This is a genomic window from Pedobacter sp. MR2016-19 (assembly GCF_014947265.1).
In the GTDB taxonomy this organism is placed as follows: Bacteria; Bacteroidota; Bacteroidia; order Sphingobacteriales; family Sphingobacteriaceae; genus Pedobacter.
In genome coordinates this window covers 12,818-32,400 of record NZ_JADCNK010000023.1, presented here as the reverse complement: position 1 = coordinate 32,400, position 19,583 = coordinate 12,818, and the positions used below count along the sequence as shown (strand labels likewise).

The following is a 19,583-nucleotide window of genomic DNA, read 5'->3' as shown; positions in this document are numbered from 1 at the left end:
TTGATTCTAGATAATGATAAGCCAGAAACTTCTTCAATTTTCAGCTTTTAATCAAAAAACCGCTATGAAAACTCCTTTAAAAATTATTCTGGGCGCTGGAATGCTGATTCATTACCTGCTCCTTTCTTTTGTAAACATAGATACCACGCTTGATTGCATTATGAGCAACAAAAGCATTTTATTGGTTGAAATGAATCAATCTACCTATCAGCCAATCAAAAACAAACTGGATCTGGTATTGGGAAAAACGGATTACAAATTTAACGATTACCTAAATTACTACCTCGCCTATACCGGCACAGAAACAGGGTACGGTTTTTTTGCTCCAAATGTACCAACTAGTTACAAACTCGTTTTTGAATACACGCTTAAAAACAAACAGAAAATAACCATGATACCGCAGATAAACAGCCATGAACTTGGACTTAGGCTTTGTAATTATTATGAAACCATTGGCAAAACTGATGTGGAACTCCTGAGAAATTCGCTGATCAGGTTTATGATGCAAGAGCAGATGAAGGGGCTGGAAAATGTGGTTTCTGCCAAAGCTATTTTCGGGCTGGTACTTACCCCTTCATTACGCAATTACATTCAATCAAAAAATACTACTTATCAATTTATGTATGCTTATGAATATCATATCGAAAACAAATAAGATTTTAGATCATTTCTTATTTAAACCTATAAAAACCAATGTCTTTGCTTTTTTCAGGATAGCTGTTAGCATACATTGCATTATTTTTGTACTGAGCATTTATGCTGAAATGCATCAGTTTTTCGGCTTATCGGGTTTTTCGAACCGCGAGGTTACTGAAACTTTTATCCGGTTGAAATTTATTCCGCGGCTGAGTTGGTTTAACGATATTTTGGGCGGTTTATTCAGTTCCGATACCCAAATGCTTCATTTCATTTTATTGATCCACCTGCTTTTTATCATCACGATGTTGTTTGGTCTCTTTACCAGGTTTTCTGCCCTTGTCACTTTATTTATCCACCTCTGTATCATACAATCCAATACGTTCTTTTTATACGGAATGGACTATTTCACCACCATTTCCCTGTTCTTCTGCAACTTTATGCCGGTTACTGATTTTTCTTTGGACGAATTTCTGCTCAAGCGTAAAACCTTCTCTCCGGAGTTTAGGAGGTTCTGCCTACGTTTTATACAGATCCAAATGTGTTTTATTTATTTTTTTGGCGGATTTCATAAAGCCATCGGCATAAACTGGTGGAACGGCGAAAGCATGTGGAAAGCTTTAACCCGTCCGCCATTTAATAATTTTGACTTTTCATTTATGGCACAATACCCAAAAATATTTATGTTGATGGGATGGGCTACAGTAGTGCACGAAATCCTTTATCCTTTTATGGCGTTCACCAGGTTCTTTAGAAAATATTGGGTACTGGCCATTATTACCATGCATCTTTGTATTGGTATTTTTATGGGACTTTACTTATTTGCATCGATCATGATCATCTTAAATATTACTGCATTTTTAAGCAAGGAGCTTGATGCGGTTTTGAGCAGCTCACAGCTATTCGCGGCAAGGATATTCCATAAAATAAAACAAATACATTATCCATACTTTAAATTCGCATTGCGGATATTTAGACATATCAAAAATTGATGAGTACGGTTTATCAGAAAAATAACTGTTACACTTATTTTACATGATAAACCAATTTGATGCCAATTTAACTGACCGCTACATCTTCTTTCACAAGACCATCAGCAATGTGTAAGATCCGGGTTCCATACTGCGCATTTTTTTCTGAATGGGTAACCTGAATAATGGTAATTCCTTCTTCTTCATTGAGCTTCTTAAATAAGCTCATAATTTCCTCAGCCTGTGCCGATTGCAAGTTGCCCGTTGGCTCATCGGCAAGAATAATAGAAGGCTGTGCAGCTAATGCCCGGGCAATACCCACCAATTGCTGTTGTCCGCCAGAAAGCTGGTTAGGAAACAGATCCTTTTTGGCCACAATATTAAAACGATCTAAAAGATCGGCTATTCTACTGGCGCGTTCAGAACTACCAATTTTTTTGTACAATAAAGGGGCTTCAATGTTTTCGTACACCGTCATCTCGTCAATTAAATGGTAAGCCTGAAATACAAAACCAATGTGATTGCGGTAAAGTTCAATGCGTTTACGTTCGTTAAGTGAAGTTACATCTTCTCCCAAAAATTCGTAAGTACCGTAGGTTGGTTCTTCCAGCATGCCAATGATGTTGAGCAGTGTAGATTTCCCGGCACCTGATGGCCCCATAATGGAAACAAATTCTCCCTGTTTAATCGTTGTGGTTACCAAACGGAGTACATAATTTTTAACGCCTTTGTTTGCGTAGTATTTTTCGATGTTGGTTAATTGTATCATATTTTTAAGGTTGAGCGCAAAGCGGTTGGCGGGAAATCCACGCTGAACGCCAAACGCTATCCGCAGGTATTATTCGTATTTTAAAGCATCAACTGCATTTGTTTTTGCGGCGCGATAGGTTTGCCAGGTAATTGTTAAAATTGAAATTAACAGTGTAAGTGTTGCAGTTGCCATAAGCACCCACAAATTTAAGCTTGTTCTGAGTTCGAAATGCATTAACCAGTTATTCATAATATAATAGGCAACTGGTAGTGCAATTATAATTGCAATAAATATTAATTTTAAAAAACTTAAAGAAAGTAAAGTCATCAACTCTGTAATTGAAGCGCCTAAGATTTTACGGATACTTACTTCTTTTATTCTTTGCGCTGTACTAAAAGATGAAAGACCGAACAAACCTAAACAAGATATGAAAATGGCCAAACATCCAAAAAGATTTGCCAAAGTGCCCAAAATCTTTTCATTTTTTAGTTTAATTTCGTTTAAACCATCAATAAATTTAATTTCGACAGGAAAATTTGGGTTTAATTCTTTTACCAGCTTATTAATAATACCGATGCTTTCACCTAAACTTTTGTCGGGATTTAGGCGCATGGTGATTACATCACTGATATCTGCATAAGCAATAACCATAGGTGCGGCAACTTTACTTGGGTTATCCCAAACAATATCATCAAAAACCCCTACCACATTTCTTTTTGTTCCCTGGTATACAATGCTGGTACCAACCGGACGTTTCAGGTGCATTACTTCAACCGCTTTTTTGCTCAAAAGTATTGCCGCTGTATCTGAAGCAAATTTCCGATCAAAATCCCTTCCGGCCAACAACCTGATGTTTACCGTTTTAGTAAAATCATAAGTGGTGTAGATCTGATCAAAATCGATCATTTTATCACTTTCGGACATCCCAACCCAGCCCAAACCTCTTACACTGCTGTTTTTGTTAGAAATACTGCCAGATGATTGTGTTATGCCTACAACAGCGCCACTAGATAGTAATCTTGTTTTTAACAGGTTGAATTTTTCATACAACAATCCTTCGTGAGCTACTTCCAGCAGTCCATTTGATCTGTAACCTAAAGGCATGTTTTCAATAAACTGGATTTGTTTATAAATGGTTATCGTTGCCACAATTAATACCACCGAAAAGCCAAATTGTATGACAACCAAAACCTGCCTGAAAGTTAAGGCATATCCTTTTTTAAAATTTAAGGATTTTTTGAGTGATTGTATCACGTTAAAACCAGAAAGGTAAAATGAAGGATAGCTTCCTGATATGAAGCCAGTTATAACCAAAACACTAAAAATCAATATCCAATTGGTTGGATTGAGGTAATCAAACACAATTTCAATCCCTAATAACCGGTTAAACATTGGCAAACTGAATTCGAGTAGAATAATGCTTAACAGAATGCCTATTAAGGTTAAAATGAATGATTCCAACATAAACTGAAAAACCAGATTTGATCTGGATGCACCCATAGTTTTTTTGACGCCAATTTCTTTTGCTCTGCCTTGTGTGCTGGCGGTTGCCAAATTCATAAAATTAATACAGGCAATAAGGAGGATACCTATCGATAAACCAACAAACAGTTGCAACTGCTTAATATTGCCCCCAATGCTTTTACCATTTAAAAATGTTCCGTATAGGTGTAATTTTGTTAAAGGATAAATAAATACATATTCTTTGGCAGCAGCAAAGTGTTTGCCTACAAACCCCTTTAACTTTATATTAAAGGCTTCTATATCTGTATTTTCATTTAATTTTATTAAAGTGTAATAATCATGACTACCCCAATTTGGTTTTTTGGGCCACTGGTTTAAATTTTCATATAAAGTAAATGTGGTTAACGATTCGAAACCATAGGTAATATTGGTAGGAAGGTCTTTTATTACACCTGTAACTTTTAAGTCAACCTGATTTTCAAATCTTACTTTTTGATTAAGCACATCTGTTGTACCGAATATCCGTTTTGCTGCTGTTTCAGTTAAAACAATAGAATTGGGATCATTTAATGCCTTTGTAGGATTTCCACTGATAAAATGATAATCAAATAATTTTAAAAAATCGGGATCGACATATCTGCTATCTAATTTTAAACTTTCTTGTCCATTGGCCACCAATCTTTTATAAACATCGGTAATTCTGGCACCGTATAATACCTCAGGAAATTCTTCTTTAAGTGCAGCCAACATCACATTCTGCGATTGGCTTATTGTTCTGATCACCTCTCCTTTCTGGTCATTTAAATTAATCATCGCCTGATAAATATCCGGTGAGTTTTTAAATTGCCGGTCATAACCCCACTCATAACCGGCATATAATAACAGTAGTAAGCAAGAGGTTAAACCAATAGCCAAACCACCAATGTTTATGGCTGCATAAACTTTGTTTCTAAATAGACTACGCAGTGCGATTTTTAAGTTGAGTTTGAACATTTTTGTAGTATCAAGTATTTAGTATCAGTCAATTCAGTATCGAGTATTCAGTATCGAGTATCAAGACTGGTTTTCGCTTTAGTCTTTTAGCTTTCGGCTTTATTCATATTTCAGTGCATTAATTGTATTAGTGACAGCCGCTTTATAGGATCGGATGCTTACTGTTATTAGTGTTATTGCCATTGATATTGCCATTGCCAATGCAAATGGCCAGACACTGATATCAACCCGATAGACAAAGCCCGAAAGCCATTTTGAAACGAATAAATATGCAAGTGGCCATGCCGCAAGATTTGCGATAAAAACCATAATCAGGAATGAACCGTTCAGCATTTTTACCAATTCGATGGTTGATGCGCCTAATACTTTTCTAATGGCAACTTCTTTGGTTCGTTGTGTAGCGACAAAAGAAATTAATCCAAATAAACCAATAAAGGAAATGAAGATGATCACGCCTGCGAAAACCTTAAATAATGTTCCCATGATTTGCTCACTTTCATAATAGCTATTTATACTTTCATTTACAAAACCCGAATCGAAAATCCCATTGGGAAAACTTTCTTTCCAAACCGCTTCAATTTCTTTCATTGAAGAAACCAATTTTTCAGCATCCATTTTTATCGCAACATTCCAATATTGATCATTACCAGGAAAAATTGCTAATCCGGAAATACGTTCTTTTAAAGACTGGTCGTTAAAATCTTTCACCACACCAGATATCGGAACTGTGTTTCCACTCGCACGAATCACTTTTCCAATCGCATCCTGCGGTTTGAGGATGTGCATCTTCTTCAAAAAAGTTTCATTTACTACACAAGCATTCGCCGTATCACTCTTACGAAAGATTTTTCCAGCTATCAATTTCAAATCAAAAACTTTGAAGAAATTTTCATCGGCACGCATATTTCTCAATTCAAAATCCTCATTTTTTATTCCGTTATAGGTAAAATCACTGGAATTAATATTGCTTGATAATGGGGCCGACTGACAAAAACTCATTTCTTTTACCCCCGGAATTCTAAGTATTCTTTCCTTAAAAGTGTTGTATTTGATTTTGCTTAAACTATCAGTCGGTATGCCAACCATCGCTACAGCGTTCGGATTAAATCCTAAGGGTTTTTCCTGAACATATTGCATTTGCCTAATGATTACTAAAGTTCCGATAATCAATATAACGGTTATTGAAAACTGAACCACAACCAGAATTTTCCGGAGACTTAAACCTCCGTTATTGAGCGAAATTTTGTTTTTGATGGCTAGTGCAGGATTAAACTTCGAAATAATTATTGCCGGATAAAAACCTGCCAGAAAACTCACAAACGCAACAAGAATGGCCATAAAAATGAATATTATCGGATGAGCGAACAGGCTGAATTCGATCCTGCCCTTAAACAAATTCTGCATCGGCGGAATAGCCAGTTCAGTGATAACACAGGCGATGAGCAAGGCAACCAGACTCACGGCGAAAGTTTCCGTCAGGAACTGGCTTACCAGTTGTTTTCTTTTACTGCCCATCACCTTGCGAACGCCTACCTCTTTTGAGCGGTTAACTGATTGTGCCGTAGTTAAATTAATGAAATTTATACAGGCTGTGATGATGAGAAACAAGCCAATTACAGCAAGTCCATAAAGTTCACTTTTATTAATCGATGAATCTGCGAAGTTGTCGTATTTTTCACTAAAATGTATATCTCTTAATGGCTGAAGCTTATTCGTTTGATTACCTGCTATTTTTTCAATTGGATAATATTTTTGATTAAACCTGGTTAACGATGCCTGAACATCTTCCGCTGTTAGTCCATCTTTTAATAATACATAACTCGAAGTGCTTGAATTTACAGAGTCCCAGTTCTCGTTAAATCTGCCGGCATAGGTTTCGTAGCTAATTATAACACCAAGCGGAAAACTACTGTTTTGTGGCTGGTCTTCAATTATTCCGGCAACCAGTAAATTGGTTTTATCTCCTATAGTTATGGTTTTGCCGATAGCACTTTTTACGCTACCAAAAAATTTAATCGCGTATTTTTCTGATAAAACAGCTGAATTTGGTTTTGACAATGCCAATTCCGGAGCACTATAAATCCATTTTATATCACTAAAAACATCAAAAAAATCAGGCTGGGTATAGTAAACGGCTTCGCGGGACTTAAGTTTCTCTTTACCAGTTGCATCTTTTACGCTGATAATCCCCCCCCTTTTTAAGATCGTTCCAACTTTTTCAAATCCTGCGATCTCATTTCTGGCGGCGGCAGAAAAAGGTATTGGAACACCTGCGGAAAAGTCATCATATGAATTGTATTTCCAGTTGGTAACAACTCTGAAGATCCTGTTCTCATTTTTAAATCCTTCATCAAAACTCATTTGATAACGGATAAAAATAAAGATCAAAATACAACTGGCCATCCCGATTGATAAGCCTAGAACATTAATAAATGTATAACCTTTGTTTTTCCAGAGGTTTCGCCAGGCGATTTTGAGGTTAAGTTTGAACATTTTCGTAGTATCAGGTATTTAGTATCAGGTATCAAGACACCAGCAAGTTACCTCAGTCTTTGATCTTTAAGTTTTCAGCTATTATTCGTATTTCAACGCATCAACAGGGTTTGCTTTAACCGCTTTTTTTGCCTGAATGCTTACAGTTATTACAGCTAATAAAATGGTAATTGTTGCGCTACTAACAAAGGGCAGCACAGGTAAATCAATCCGGTAGGCAAAAGTTTCGAGCCATTTTTTAGTAAGGATATAAGCTACCGGCCAGGAAATTACGTTAGCTACGAGTACCATGATAAAAAATGAACTGTTAATTAATTTGAAGATCTGAATATCACTTGCACCCAAAATTTTGCGCACTGCAATCTCTTTGATGCGTCCGTTGGTGATGTATTTTGCAAAGGCAAACAAACCCAAAATAGCAATGAAGATGGTGAGCAATGCGGCTGCGAAAAACACGGATTGTAACTGCTCCTGTTTTTTGAAAAGTTTGCCGTAAAGTTCATCTAAAAATTCATATCGAAAGTCTTCGCCGTCCTGAGGATTTATTTGTGGCCATTGTGCTTTCAAAGCAGCCAAAGCATCAGCCATTTTATTTTCCTCAATTTTAACCATAATTTGTGTTTTTGAATTTCCGCAAGGATTTTTAATTGCATAAATAGTAGGCTGAACGGCACTTTCAAATCCTTGTGCTTTAAAATCTTTTGCTACCCCTACAATCTTATAATCTATATTACAGCCTCTTATTGTTTGTCCGACTGGATTTTTAATTCCATATTTCGCAACAGCACTTTCATTTATCACAACAGAATTCGTAGTATCGGTACTAAATGACTTTGAGAAAAACCGCCCCTCTTTTAATTTAATATCAAGTGTTTCAAAGTAATCAAAATCCACATCGACAAAATCAATGCTTTTCTGCACACCATTTACGGTATAACCGTTACCTCCATTTTCGCTCCCATCAGGAACACCAGTAGCTACAGTTACTGATTTTATTCCCTGGATTTTTAAGATTTTATCTCTAACCGGAGCAAATTTTTCATGTTTATTGAAAAGGCTTATGTTTTTAATGTAAACAACCTGATTTGCTGTAAAACCCAGATCCTGAGTCCGCATATATTTCAACTGGGCGTTGATGATGAACAAACCGATTATAAAAATCACCGCAATGCTAAACTGAAAAATCAATAGGCCATTTCGCAGCCATGAACTTTGTTTACTGGTCGAAAAATTACCTTTTAGCACTAACGCAGGTTTGAAACCGGATAATACTAAGGCTGGATAAGTGCCTGCCACAAATGTAATCAGGCATAAAATTAAGGGCAATTGCCAGAATAAGTTATTTTCAATATTCCAGATGGATAAACTAACCTGAAAAAGGTTATTGAAATATGGCAAGGCTAATTCTGCTATTGTTAAGGCAAGAATTGTAGCGACAAAACATTGAATAAATATTTCGGTAAGAAATTGCCTGGTAAGCTGGAAACGATAAGCACCCATTACTTTTTTTATGCCGACTTCTTTGGCCCTTTTTGTAGCCTGAGCAATGCTTAGATTAGTGAAATTGATACAGGCAATAACCAGGATCAGAATTCCAAGTACAGAAAGGGCGATTAGTATTTTATAAGGCGCATCATTACCCGCCTTTGGCCTGAGGTGCAAATTTGCAAGCGGGTCTAAAAATGTTGAAACACCTTTTATTTCTTCTATTGTTTTCTGGTCAGTTTCGCCTTTTAATAATTCTTTCCGGTATAAGTCTGTGATTTTTTGTTCCAGATTTGCAACGTCAGTTCCAGGTTTTACCTGAATATAGGTCGTGTAATTGTTATATCCATAATTTTCACCCTGCCCTATTTCATTACCGATTGAAATGCCGTCGAAAGTAATATTTGAATGTAAATTATTTTTAATTGAACCATTAATTTTACTGGTAATGCCCGAATTGCTTGCTCCCATTCCTACCATTTCAGGCTTGTTATCTGTTTTATTTGGAAAAAGCACTTTCATGTTTTCCTCGCTCAGGTAAGAAAGTCTGTCAGCATCACCTGAAGGTTTCTCTAATCCGCCCGTAGGTTTTAAATTGAGAATTTTAGCTGCATTGTAATCAGCCTGCATAAAGTTTTTGGCAAATAACGTGTTCTTGCCATTCTTCATGGTAAATTCAAAAAACCCGCGTTTTGTAATTCCCGCATTTTCTACCTCCGGGAAATTCTGTTTTATTGCTTTTGCAAATGGCGGCGAAGTGTAGTTCGTTTTAAAATCAGGCTCAATCCGTCCAACTACATAAATATTGTTGTAGTTTGGATTGGTTTTATCGAAGCTGGTTTCGTAAGTAAAATAAAGCACAACTAAAATAAAAGCAGCCAAAGCAATGGCTAAACCACCAACATTAATTGAAGTAATACCTCTATTTCTCCAAAGGTTTCGCAATGCGATTTTTAAGTTTAATTTGAACATATTTTAGTATCAAGTATTTAGTATCTGGTATCAAGACTCTAGCAATTCGCTTTAGTCTTTAGTCTTTTAGCTTTCAGCTTTTATTCATATTTAAGTGCATCAACAGCATTTGCTTTGGCCACTTTAAAGGTTTGCAGGCTTACTGTTAAAATGGCAATAATTACCGAGGTTAAAAGGGCAAGCAAAAAAGGCCATGGATTAATCGTAATTTTATAATCATATTTTTCCAGCCATTTGGCAACAAGAATATAGGCTACCGGGATAGCGATCACATTGGAAATGATTACCAGTTTCATAAAATCTTTGTTCAAAAGGATCAGGATATCAGAAAGATTGGCGCCCAATACTTTACGGATACTGATTTCTTTACTGCGCTGTTCAGCGGTGTATAGCGCTAAACCCAATAAACCTAAGCAGGAAATAAAAATGGCAAATCCTCCAAAAATGTTCGAAAGGACGCTAAGTAACCTTTCGCTCCGGAGTTTTTCGGCCATGCCCTGGCTAACCATTTTCACTTCAATTGGATAAGCAGGATTTAAACGTCGACTTACCGATTTTATCGCTTCGATTGAATTAGAAAGCAATTGCTTAGGATTGAGTTTAAGCAGCAAAACCCGACTCGTTTTAACATTGTAATAATAAACTGTAGGCTCTATTTTAGAAGCAAGTGATTCGCTAGAATAATCCTGCACAACGCCCACCACTTTAAGTGGCGGGTTATCGCCCCAATGGATAACGGTACCGACAGGATTTTTTAACCCCATTATTTTAACAGCACTTTGATTGAGGAGCAGAGATGTAGAGGTATCAGCTGAAAATTTAGAATCAAAATCTCTCCCTGCAAGAATCTTTACACCAGTTGTTTTGGCAAAATCGAAACCTGTACTTCTATAATTAATAATAGAGACATCATTTTTAGGTTTGCCGGGCCATTGAATATCGCCAGTAATGTGACCGCTATTGGTAAAAGAGTTAGCATATTCCGTTGCGGCAACAATAGCCCCTTCCCTTTCCAGCTCATTTTTAAAGGTTTTGAGTTTTTCGGGTTTTGTCCATTCCCCTTCCAGGTCGATCTGTGCCAATGCCGTTTCATCAAAACCTAAAGGCTTATTTTTAAGGTGCTGGATCTGGCTATAAATTACAATTGCCGAAATAATCATGCAGATGGAAAGACTAAACTGTACCACCACCAGGATTTTACGAATTGATAATGAACCTGTTGAGCCTTTAAATCCCTTAAGTACTTTTACAGGGATAAAAGAGGAGAGGTAAAATGCAGGATAACTGCCGGCAAGCAGACCGGTAATCAAAATCATAGCAAGCAATACCGCCCAAAAGCCGGTTGCGCCATAATTAATTTTGATTGAAATATCGAGCAGGTTGTTAAAATAAGGTAATGAAACCTCGAGTAGCGTGAAAGCGATCAACATGGCTAAAAACGACAATAAGAATGATTCTACCATAAACTGCCCCATAATGGTGTTGCGGGTTGATCCTAAAGCTTTTCGCACCCCTACTTCTCTCGCCCGTTTTTCAGATTTGGCTGTAGAAAGGTTCATATAATTGATGCAGGCGATAAACAGCACGCATATAGCCAGAAAAACGAATAATCTTAACTGATCGATTTTACCCCCGACCACTTTTCCATTATCAAAATCATCATACAGGTGAAGTTTGCTCAAAGGAAAAAGAAAAGGTTCATAAGTCATTTCTTTTAAATCAGGCTCTTTATCTACAATAAAATGTTTTAGAGCCGCATTTGTAGCCTCCAGGGAAGCATTATCCTTAAGCTGAAATAAAGTTAAACAGGTAATGGCGCCCCAACTATTTTCTTTTTCAGAAGGATTTTCCTGTTCAAAAAAAGCCCATGGCTGCAACACATCGTATTGCATACTCTGGTTTTTGGGAAGGTCTTCTATAACGGCTGTCACTTTTAAACTGATCCTGTTATCATATTTGATGCTTTGTCCGATCGGGTTCTCCTCGCCAAATAGTCTTTTAGCAGTAGATTGGCTGATCAATACATTATTCGGTTCGTTTAAAGCCGTATTTAGATCTCCGTAAATGAATTTGTGATCCAGGATCTTTAAAAAATCCGGATCAACATTCATCCCTGAAAGTTTAAAATTATGCTGATTACGGCTGAACAACTTCTCTCCGTTATTCATCGACATGCGGGCTGCACTTTTAATGCCCGGCAGTTCTGAAGCGCCTGCTTTGGCTAGTTTATTCGGAACCGCCATGGTAGTAGCCAGTTTGCCGTTAAACTTTAAGTTTAATGCAGCAATATATACCTTATTAGCATTTTTATATTGCTTATCGAAGCTCCATTCGTAGTATACATACAAAAGTAACATCAAACAACAGGCCATGCCGATTGCCAATCCACCAACATTGATCAAGGTAAAGCCTTTGTTCTTCCAAAGGTTACGCAGGGCTATTTTAAAGTTGAGTCTAAACATGATAGGTTAACTGTATTAATTGTTAAACTGGTTAATTGTTAAATTGTTAACTGAAAACTGCCAACTGGATTACTCGTATTTAAGTGCATTTACAGGGTTTGCTCTTGCAGTTTTATAGGCCTGAAAACTTACCGTAATCAATGCCATTAGTAAAGTACCAAACCCGGCTATCGGCATAATCCACCATGATATTTCGGTGTGGAATTCGAATTTCATCAGCCATTTATTCATTAAATAATAACTCAAAGGAATAGCGATAACGATAGCAACTACAATCATTTTCACAAAAGAGAGCGACAGCAATTGCATTAAATTAAGTAAAGATGCTCCTAGCACCTTGCGTACCCCAAATTCTTTTGTCCTTTGCTCAGCACTATAAGCTACGAGACCAAAAAGGCCTAAACAGGAAACAAAAATGGCCAGTCCACCGAAAAGATTAGACAGGATACCTAACGTTTTTTCGGCATTGTATTTTTCAGCATAAACGTTATTTAAAAAATTAATCTCTAATGGATAAGCCGGATTTAAAGCTTTTGTAATTCTGCTGATGGTTTCAATATTACTTTGAAGGCTGTTATTTTCATTTAGACGCATCGTGATGTTTCCCGTTTGTTTCTTATCAAAAAACACCACCATCGGGTTATTCGATTTATAAGGCGAATCCCAGACATAATCGTCGAAAACACCTATGATGTTAAATTTATCGCCAAAAATGGTAATTGTTTTGCCCACCGGATTTTTATAGTCAAAAATTTTCACTGCCGAAGCACTTACCATCACAGCACTGGTATCTGAAGCGAAGTTCTCCGAAAAATCTCTCCCCCTAGTTAATTTGATGCCATTGGTTTTGATAAAATCGTAAGTGGTAATTACCTGGTTAAACATTTGATTGTTTGTCGCTTTCAACATTCCTTCCCATTCGATACCTGCAAAATTTTGTCCATGATGCGATAAGCTAACTGATGATTGGAACATGGAGGTAACTGCCCCAGATTTTAGGAGTTCATTTCGCAGCAGCTCATATTTTGTTTTCAGTTCCCCATCCTGCGGCATTTCTACCAAAGTGTTCACATCAAATCCTACTGGTCTGTTTTTAATGTACTGGATCTGTTTGTAGATAACTAAAGTGGAAATAATGAGGATAATAGCAAAACAAAACTGCCCTACTACCAATACCTGCTTTAAACTCACCGAAAAGAAACTTTTCGTTTTAATTTTTCTTTTTAAGGTTTGTATGGGGTTAAAAGACGAGAGGTAAAATGCAGGGTAACTGCCCGCGATTAATCCGGTGACTAAAACAATCCCAAGAATGCCTAACCAGCTGGTGCTGTTGAAATAAGAGATATTCAATTTTATATTCAACAGGTTGTTAAAAGCGGGCAAAAAGATCTCGAGGATGGCAATCGAAAAAATCACCGCAATAAATGTTAACATCATTGATTCGGTTAAGAACTGTACAATCAGCGAACTACGGTTGGCGCCAATAGTCTTCTTTATGCCAACCTCTTTTGCGCGTTTTTCGGACTTGGCTGTAGCCATGTTCATAAAATTAATGCAGGCTATTAAAAGAATTCCAAAAGCGAGTCCAACAAACAGATAAATCTGTTCTATTGCGCCACCAATACTTTTGCCATCTTCGAACTTACCATATAAATGTAGCCTTGCCAATGGGAACAGCACCTGTGATTGTTCATTATTTATATTATTTTTTTTCTCTATCTGATTGATTTTTTGGTTAACCAAATTTAAGTTTGCTCCATTTTTTAGCATCACCAGTGTTACAAAACTAAAATTGCTCCAGTTTAGATCTTTGGCGCTTGCATCAATCGTTTCGTATAAAGACCAGGGCATTAAATAATCAAATTTATTGGAGCTATTATCAGGTTGATCTTTAATTACACCGGTTATATTCAAATCCAAAAGATCTTTAAAACGTACGCTTTTATTCAGTACATCTGCTGTTCCGAACAATACTTTAGCGGTAGATTCAGTTAAAATAACCGAATTTGGATTACTTAACGCTGTGCTCGCGTTGCCATAAATAAATTCATAATTGTACATTTTTAAGATATCAGGCTCGGCGAATTTAGATTGACGTTTAAAGGCGTTCTGTCCGTTCGCTATTAAATTCTTGCCCCCATAGTCCATCCTCGCCATGTACTTCAGTTCTGGCAAACTTTGTTTAATTACGGGGCCGAAAGCAGTGGTTGAGCCTTCAAAAGTTCCGAAAATCTTACCGTTGTCTCCCGGAATATTGGTCATAGTGGTAAAAACGTTAGCCGATTCTTTAGCCTGCTTATCAAAGTTCCATTCGTAAGTAACATACAAGAGCAACATTAAACAGGCAGCCAAGCCAATGGCCAGCCCAATTACGTTAATAAAGGAGCTCACCTTGTTTCGCCAAAGGTTACGCAGTGCAATTTTTAAGTTAAGTCTAAACATATTATTGAGGGTTGGCGTAAAGTGTTTGGCGGTTAGCGGTAAATCCACGCTGATCGCCAAACGCTAAGCGCATGGCTTATTCATATTTAAGTGCATCAATCGGGTTTGCTTTCGCTACTTTAACCGATTGCACACTTACGGTAAGTATTGCTATAATCACCGATAGGCTTATGGCCACAATAAATGGTAGGGCGGAAACCGAAATACGGTATTCGTAAGCAGAAAGCCATTTATTGATAATAATATAAGCCAACGGAAATGCGATCAGGTTTGCAATGGCAACCAGTTTTATAAAATCTTTGTTCAATAACGTGAGGATGTTGGCTGTACTGGCGCCCAAAACCTTGCGGATGCTGATTTCTTTTTTACGTTGCTCGGCCATAAACAGGGCTAATCCCAATAAGCCTAAACAAGAAATGAAGATGGCAAAGCCACCGAACCAGTTGGAAAGTGTACCCAAAAGTTTTTCATTTTGAAATTTTACTTCAAAAGAATCACTGACAAATCTCCTGTCTACGGGATAATCTGGGTTTATAGCTTTTACTAGCGCATCGATTTGTGCCAGCGAAGTGCTGATGTTTTGTGCCTCGTTTAATCGAATTAAAATTACTCCTCCTTCATCTTTATAAATTCGATTAAAAATCATTGGGGCAACTTTTTGATACGGAGATTCTGCGACAAAATCTTTCATTACGCCAATAATTGTAGATTTGGATTCATCATAATCAATTACTGTACCCACCGGATTTTTAAGTCCCATTATTTTAACAGCAGCTTCATTTATCAAAACCTTGTTAGAATCACCTGGAAATTCAGCACTAAATTCTCTTCCTGCTATCATTTTTGTACCAGTAGTGGCTATAAAATCGTATCCTATCCCTCTTTGGTTAAACAATACTTTTTCATTGGGATTTTTGCCACTCCAATTAATAGCAGATGTATTGTTGCCACCTTCATCAATATTCATACTGAGTAACGAAACATTTTGGGCGGCACCTGATTTGATTAGCTGCGTTTTTAATAAGTCGATTTTTTTTGAACTCATTAAATTACCCATAGCTGCCATCTGCATCAGGTTACCTTGATTATAACCTATTGGTTTATTTTTAATGTAATTCAATTGCTGATAGATAACCACAGTGCAAACAATTAAACTTGCTGCAAATACAAATTGAGATAACACTAGTACCTTTCTTATTGAGATAGCTGAGCCAGCTCTGAAGCTGAAGCCCTTAAGCACTTTTACAGGTTCAAAAGACGACAGGTAAAATGCAGGATAACTACCCGCTAGTAATCCTGTAAATAAAATTAATCCAATTAATGTAGTCCAATACCTCCAGTCATTGTATTGAATAATCAGGTTAATATTTAACAAGTTGTTAAAGTAAGGCAGGCTAATTTCAACTAGGGTAAAGGCAACAACAGTTCCGATTAAAGAGAGTAAAGTACTTTCGAGGATAAACTGAGCTATTAATGATTTTCTACTAGATCCAATCGCTTTGCGAACGCCGACTTCTTTTGCTCTTTTCTCAGATCGGGCGGTTGAAAGATTCATAAAGTTTACACAAGCAATTAGGAGAATACAAATAGCCAGCATAAAGAAAATCTTCAGCTGTCCTATTTTTCCACCTACAGTTACACCATTTTCAAATTCATCGTACAGATGCCATTTCGATAAAGGATGTAAAAACAATTCGTTAGTATTCGATTTACCATCATGGGTTTTATAAATAGTTTTAACCTCGGCATTTACCTTATCCAACAAATTACTATTTTGAAGTTGAACGAGGGTTAAACAGAAATTACTCCCCCACCCTTGTTTCGTTACCCATTCATTCAATTTTTCATTTAATTTCCAAGGCATGATATAATCGAATCTGATGCTGCTATTTGCTGGTAAATCAGCAATTACTGCTTCAACTTTTAATCCGTCTTTATTATCCAGCTTTACAATTTTACCTACAGGATTTTCGTTTGCAAATAATTTTCTGGATAATGATTGAGTTAAAATAACGCTGTTAATATCCTTAAGTGGTGATACAGCATTACCACTTAAAAATTTATAATCCAATATTTTCAGGAAAGACGGATCGGCAAACAAACCTCTATTTTTGATCTTTATATCTTTATAGCTAATTAATTGCTCAAATGGATAAGTAGATCTTGCTGCGTTTACAATACCTGCATATTTTTCTTTAAGCTCTGGTGCCAGTAAACCAGGGGTCCAGGCCCAGCTGTGTACTTTATTATTGGCATTCATATTGGTGTGGGCAACATAGGTTGTGCTGTAATTCTTAAATTGCTTATCAAATCCAAACTCGTAGGATATATACAATAATAGAAGCATACAACTTGCTAACCCTAAAGCTAAGCCACCAATATTTATTAAAGAAAATCCCTTGTTTCGCCAAAGGTTACGCAGTGCAATTTTTAAGTTAAGTTTAAACATATTATTGAGGGTTGGCGTAAAGTGTTTGGCGGTTAGCGGTAAATCCACGCTGATCGCCAAACACTAAGCGCATGGCTTATTCATATTTTAAAGCATCAATTGGATTTGCTTTCGCTACTTTAACCGATTGCACACTTACGGTAAGTATTGCTATAATCACCGATAGGCTTATGGCCACAATAAATGGTAGGGCGGAAACCGAAATACGGTATTCGTAGCCCGAAAGCCATTTATTGATCATAATATAAGCCAACGGAAATGCGATCAGGTTTGCAATGGCAACCAGTTTTATAAAATCTTTATTCAATAACGTGAGGATGTTGGCTGTGCTAGCGCCCAAAACCTTGCGGATGCTGATTTCTTTTTTACGTTGCTCGGCCATAAACAGGGCTAATCCCAATAAGCCTAAACAAGAAATGAAGATGGCAAAACCACCGAACCAGTTGGAAAGTGTACCCAAAAGTTTTTCATTTTGAAATTTTACTTCAAAAGACTCTTCAACAAATTTTCTGTCGACAGGAAAATTAGGTTCAATACGCTTAACTATGTTATCAATATCAGAAAGTGATGAACTAATATTTTTCGTGGTGTTTAATCTAACCAGGATCACTTCTAACCCATCCTTAATACCAGCATAGAAAATCATTGGTGCTACTTTCTGGTAAGCCGATTCTACTACAAAATCTTTAACCACACCAACTACGGTATTATCAGATGTACCCCATCTAACTATGCTTCCTACAGGATTTTTAAGCCCCATCATTTTTACTGCCGATTCATTAAGCAATACACTATTTGTATCATTAGGGAATTGGGCGGAAAATTCTCTACCGGCTATCAATTCCGTTCCAATGGTTTTAATAAAATCAGCACCTATAGCCCTAAAATTAAACAGGGCTTTTTCTTTTGGATTTTTACCTTGCCAGGTAATATCTGATGTATTATTTCCTCCCTCACTAATGTCCATGCTGAAAGTAGTTACACTTGCTGCAGCTCCGGATTTTAATAGTTGTTCTTTAAGTAATGCTGCTTTTTTCTGGTCTTTTAAATTTCCTTGTACGGCTATCTGTATAAGGTTTCCTTTATCATATCCGATTGGCTTATTTTTAATATAGCTTAATTGTTGATAAATAACTATGGTACAAATAATTAGACATACCGCAAAAATAAACTGAAAAACAACCAATATTTTACGGATAGAAACAGATGAGCCCGCTTTTGCACTAAACCCTTTAATTACTTTTACCGGTTCAAAAGATGAGAGATAAATTGCGGGGTAGCTGCCGGCTAATAATCCCGTAAAAGTGATTAACACCAAAAGCCCAAACCAAAACTTCCAGTTCTGGTATTCTATAACCAGATTTATACCTAATAAATTGTTAAAATAAGGTAGGCTTATTTCTGCAAGTACAAACGCAAGTACGGTACCTATCAACGTAAGTAAAACCGACTCAAGCATAAACTGGCCAATTAATGATTTTCTGGATGAACCGATTGCTTTGCGGACACCAACTTCCTTAGCCCTTTTCTCTGAGCGGGCAGTTGAAAGGTTCATGAAATTTACACAGGCGATTAATAAGATACAAAACGCCAGCATTAAAAATATTTTTAACTGATCTATCTTTCCACCAATTGATTTTCCATTTTCAAACTCATCATATAAATGCCATTTTGCCAAAGGATGCAAAAATGCTTCATTGTTTACATCTTTATCATTTCGTTGATAAATATATTTTATGGCGGCATTGGCTTTAGCTAATTGGTCAGAGCTCTGTAATTGTACCAAGGTTAAACAAATGTTATTTCCGAAAGTAGAATTTTTAACCCAGGGCTCTCTTTTTTCGTACAAAGCCCATGACATTAAATAATCAAATTTGACACTGCTGTTTGCCGGGACATCTTGAATTACCGCTTCTACATTTAAGAGATCATTGTTATCCAGCTTTACCACTTTATTAATGGGATCTTCTCCCCCAAATAATTTTTCTGCCAGTGTTTTTGTTAAAATAACAGTATTGAGTCCTTGTAAGGGTTGTTTAGGCTGGCCACTTATAAATTTATAGTCAAGAATTTTAAGAAAGTCAGCACCTACAAAAACACCCTTAGCCCTTAGCTTCCTGGCATCATGTTCGATTAATAGTTGATTGGGATAACTTGATTGCGCAGCATAAGCAACTCCAGGTATCTTCTCTTTTACCTGATCTGCCATTTTTCCCGGTGTCCAGGCCCAGCTAAAAGTTTTACCATTTGCAACAGAGTTATCATAAACAACATATGTTTTATCATAATCTGTAAATTGTTTATCGTAACCATATTCATAAGCTACATATAACAACAAAACCATGCAACTGGCTAAGCCAATGGCTAATCCACCCAGATTAATCAGGGTAAATCCTTTATTCCTCCAGAGGTTGCGTAGTGCAATTTTTAGGTTGAGTTTAAACATATTTGTGAGGTTTAGCGTA

Annotated in this window: 10 protein-coding genes; 2 read left to right on the top strand and 8 right to left on the bottom strand. The window is 36.8% G+C overall.

Going from position 1 to position 19,583, the window contains the following annotated elements:
* The first annotated feature begins 64 nt into the window (after window positions 1-64).
* On the top strand, window positions 65-655 hold the full coding sequence (locus IM793_RS21240; protein ID WP_193424845.1) for a hypothetical protein: 591 nt from the start codon (window positions 65-67) through the stop codon (window positions 653-655).
* Complete coding sequence (locus tag IM793_RS21235) at window positions 630-1,628, top strand: HTTM domain-containing protein (RefSeq protein WP_193424843.1); 999 nt, start codon at window positions 630-632, stop codon at window positions 1,626-1,628. The genes IM793_RS21240 and IM793_RS21235 overlap by 26 nt, the downstream gene beginning before the upstream one ends.
* Window positions 1,629-1,695: 67 nt before the next feature.
* Here the strand turns inward: IM793_RS21235 and IM793_RS21230 are convergent, their stop codons facing one another.
* From IM793_RS21230 to IM793_RS21195, 8 genes are all read right to left on the bottom strand, one after another.
* A complete protein-coding gene (locus IM793_RS21230; protein ID WP_193424841.1) occupies window positions 1,696-2,376 on the bottom strand; it encodes an ABC transporter ATP-binding protein in 681 nt (226 codons plus the stop codon).
* Between the two features lie 69 nt (window positions 2,377-2,445).
* Window positions 2,446-4,815 carry an ABC transporter permease gene (locus IM793_RS21225; RefSeq protein WP_193424840.1) on the bottom strand — a complete coding sequence of 790 codons (2,370 nt, stop codon included), beginning with the start codon at window positions 4,813-4,815 and terminating at the stop codon, window positions 2,446-2,448.
* Between the two features lie 99 nt (window positions 4,816-4,914).
* Window positions 4,915-7,308, bottom strand: coding sequence for an ABC transporter permease (locus IM793_RS21220; protein WP_193424837.1), 2,394 nt, complete (start codon window positions 7,306-7,308; stop codon window positions 4,915-4,917).
* A gap of 81 nt (window positions 7,309-7,389) precedes the next feature.
* Window positions 7,390-9,765 (bottom strand): ABC transporter permease, encoded by a 2,376-nt coding sequence (locus IM793_RS21215; RefSeq protein ID WP_193424835.1) that lies wholly within the window; start codon window positions 9,763-9,765, stop codon window positions 7,390-7,392.
* Window positions 9,766-9,845: 80 nt separating this feature from the next.
* Entirely contained in the window at window positions 9,846-12,227 is a 2,382-nt protein-coding gene (locus IM793_RS21210; RefSeq protein ID WP_193424833.1) for an ABC transporter permease, read from the bottom strand.
* A 69-nt stretch (window positions 12,228-12,296) separates the two neighbouring features.
* Complete coding sequence (locus IM793_RS21205) at window positions 12,297-14,669, bottom strand: ABC transporter permease (RefSeq protein WP_193424831.1); 2,373 nt, start codon at window positions 14,667-14,669, stop codon at window positions 12,297-12,299.
* Window positions 14,670-14,745: 76 nt separating this feature from the next.
* Window positions 14,746-17,118 carry an ABC transporter permease gene (locus tag IM793_RS21200; RefSeq protein WP_193424829.1) on the bottom strand — a complete coding sequence of 791 codons (2,373 nt, stop codon included), beginning with the start codon at window positions 17,116-17,118 and terminating at the stop codon, window positions 14,746-14,748.
* A 76-nt stretch (window positions 17,119-17,194) separates the two neighbouring features.
* A complete protein-coding gene (locus IM793_RS21195; protein WP_193424827.1) occupies window positions 17,195-19,564 on the bottom strand; it encodes an ABC transporter permease in 2,370 nt (789 codons plus the stop codon).
* Window positions 19,565-19,583 lie beyond the last annotated feature (19 nt).

Excerpts from the sequence above, each read along its gene's own strand:
- IM793_RS21205 (WP_193424831.1), bottom strand. The coding sequence starts at position 14,669 with ATGTTTAGACTTAACTTAAAAATTGCACTGCGTAACCTTTGGCGAAAC.
- IM793_RS21220 (WP_193424837.1), bottom strand. The coding sequence starts at position 7,308 with ATGTTCAAACTTAACCTCAAAATCGCCTGGCGAAACCTCTGGAAAAAC.
- IM793_RS21210 (WP_193424833.1), bottom strand. The coding sequence starts at position 12,227 with ATGTTTAGACTCAACTTTAAAATAGCCCTGCGTAACCTTTGGAAGAAC.
- IM793_RS21230 (WP_193424841.1), bottom strand. The coding sequence starts at position 2,376 with ATGATACAATTAACCAACATCGAAAAATACTACGCAAACAAAGGCGTT.
- IM793_RS21225 (WP_193424840.1), bottom strand. The coding sequence starts at position 4,815 with ATGTTCAAACTCAACTTAAAAATCGCACTGCGTAGTCTATTTAGAAAC.
- IM793_RS21200 (WP_193424829.1), bottom strand. The coding sequence starts at position 17,118 with ATGTTTAAACTTAACTTAAAAATTGCACTGCGTAACCTTTGGCGAAAC.
- IM793_RS21235 (WP_193424843.1), top strand. The coding sequence starts at position 630 with ATGAATATCATATCGAAAACAAATAAGATTTTAGATCATTTCTTATTT.
- IM793_RS21195 (WP_193424827.1), bottom strand. The coding sequence starts at position 19,564 with ATGTTTAAACTCAACCTAAAAATTGCACTACGCAACCTCTGGAGGAAT.
- IM793_RS21215 (WP_193424835.1), bottom strand. The coding sequence starts at position 9,765 with ATGTTCAAATTAAACTTAAAAATCGCATTGCGAAACCTTTGGAGAAAT.
- IM793_RS21240 (WP_193424845.1), top strand. The coding sequence starts at position 65 with ATGAAAACTCCTTTAAAAATTATTCTGGGCGCTGGAATGCTGATTCAT.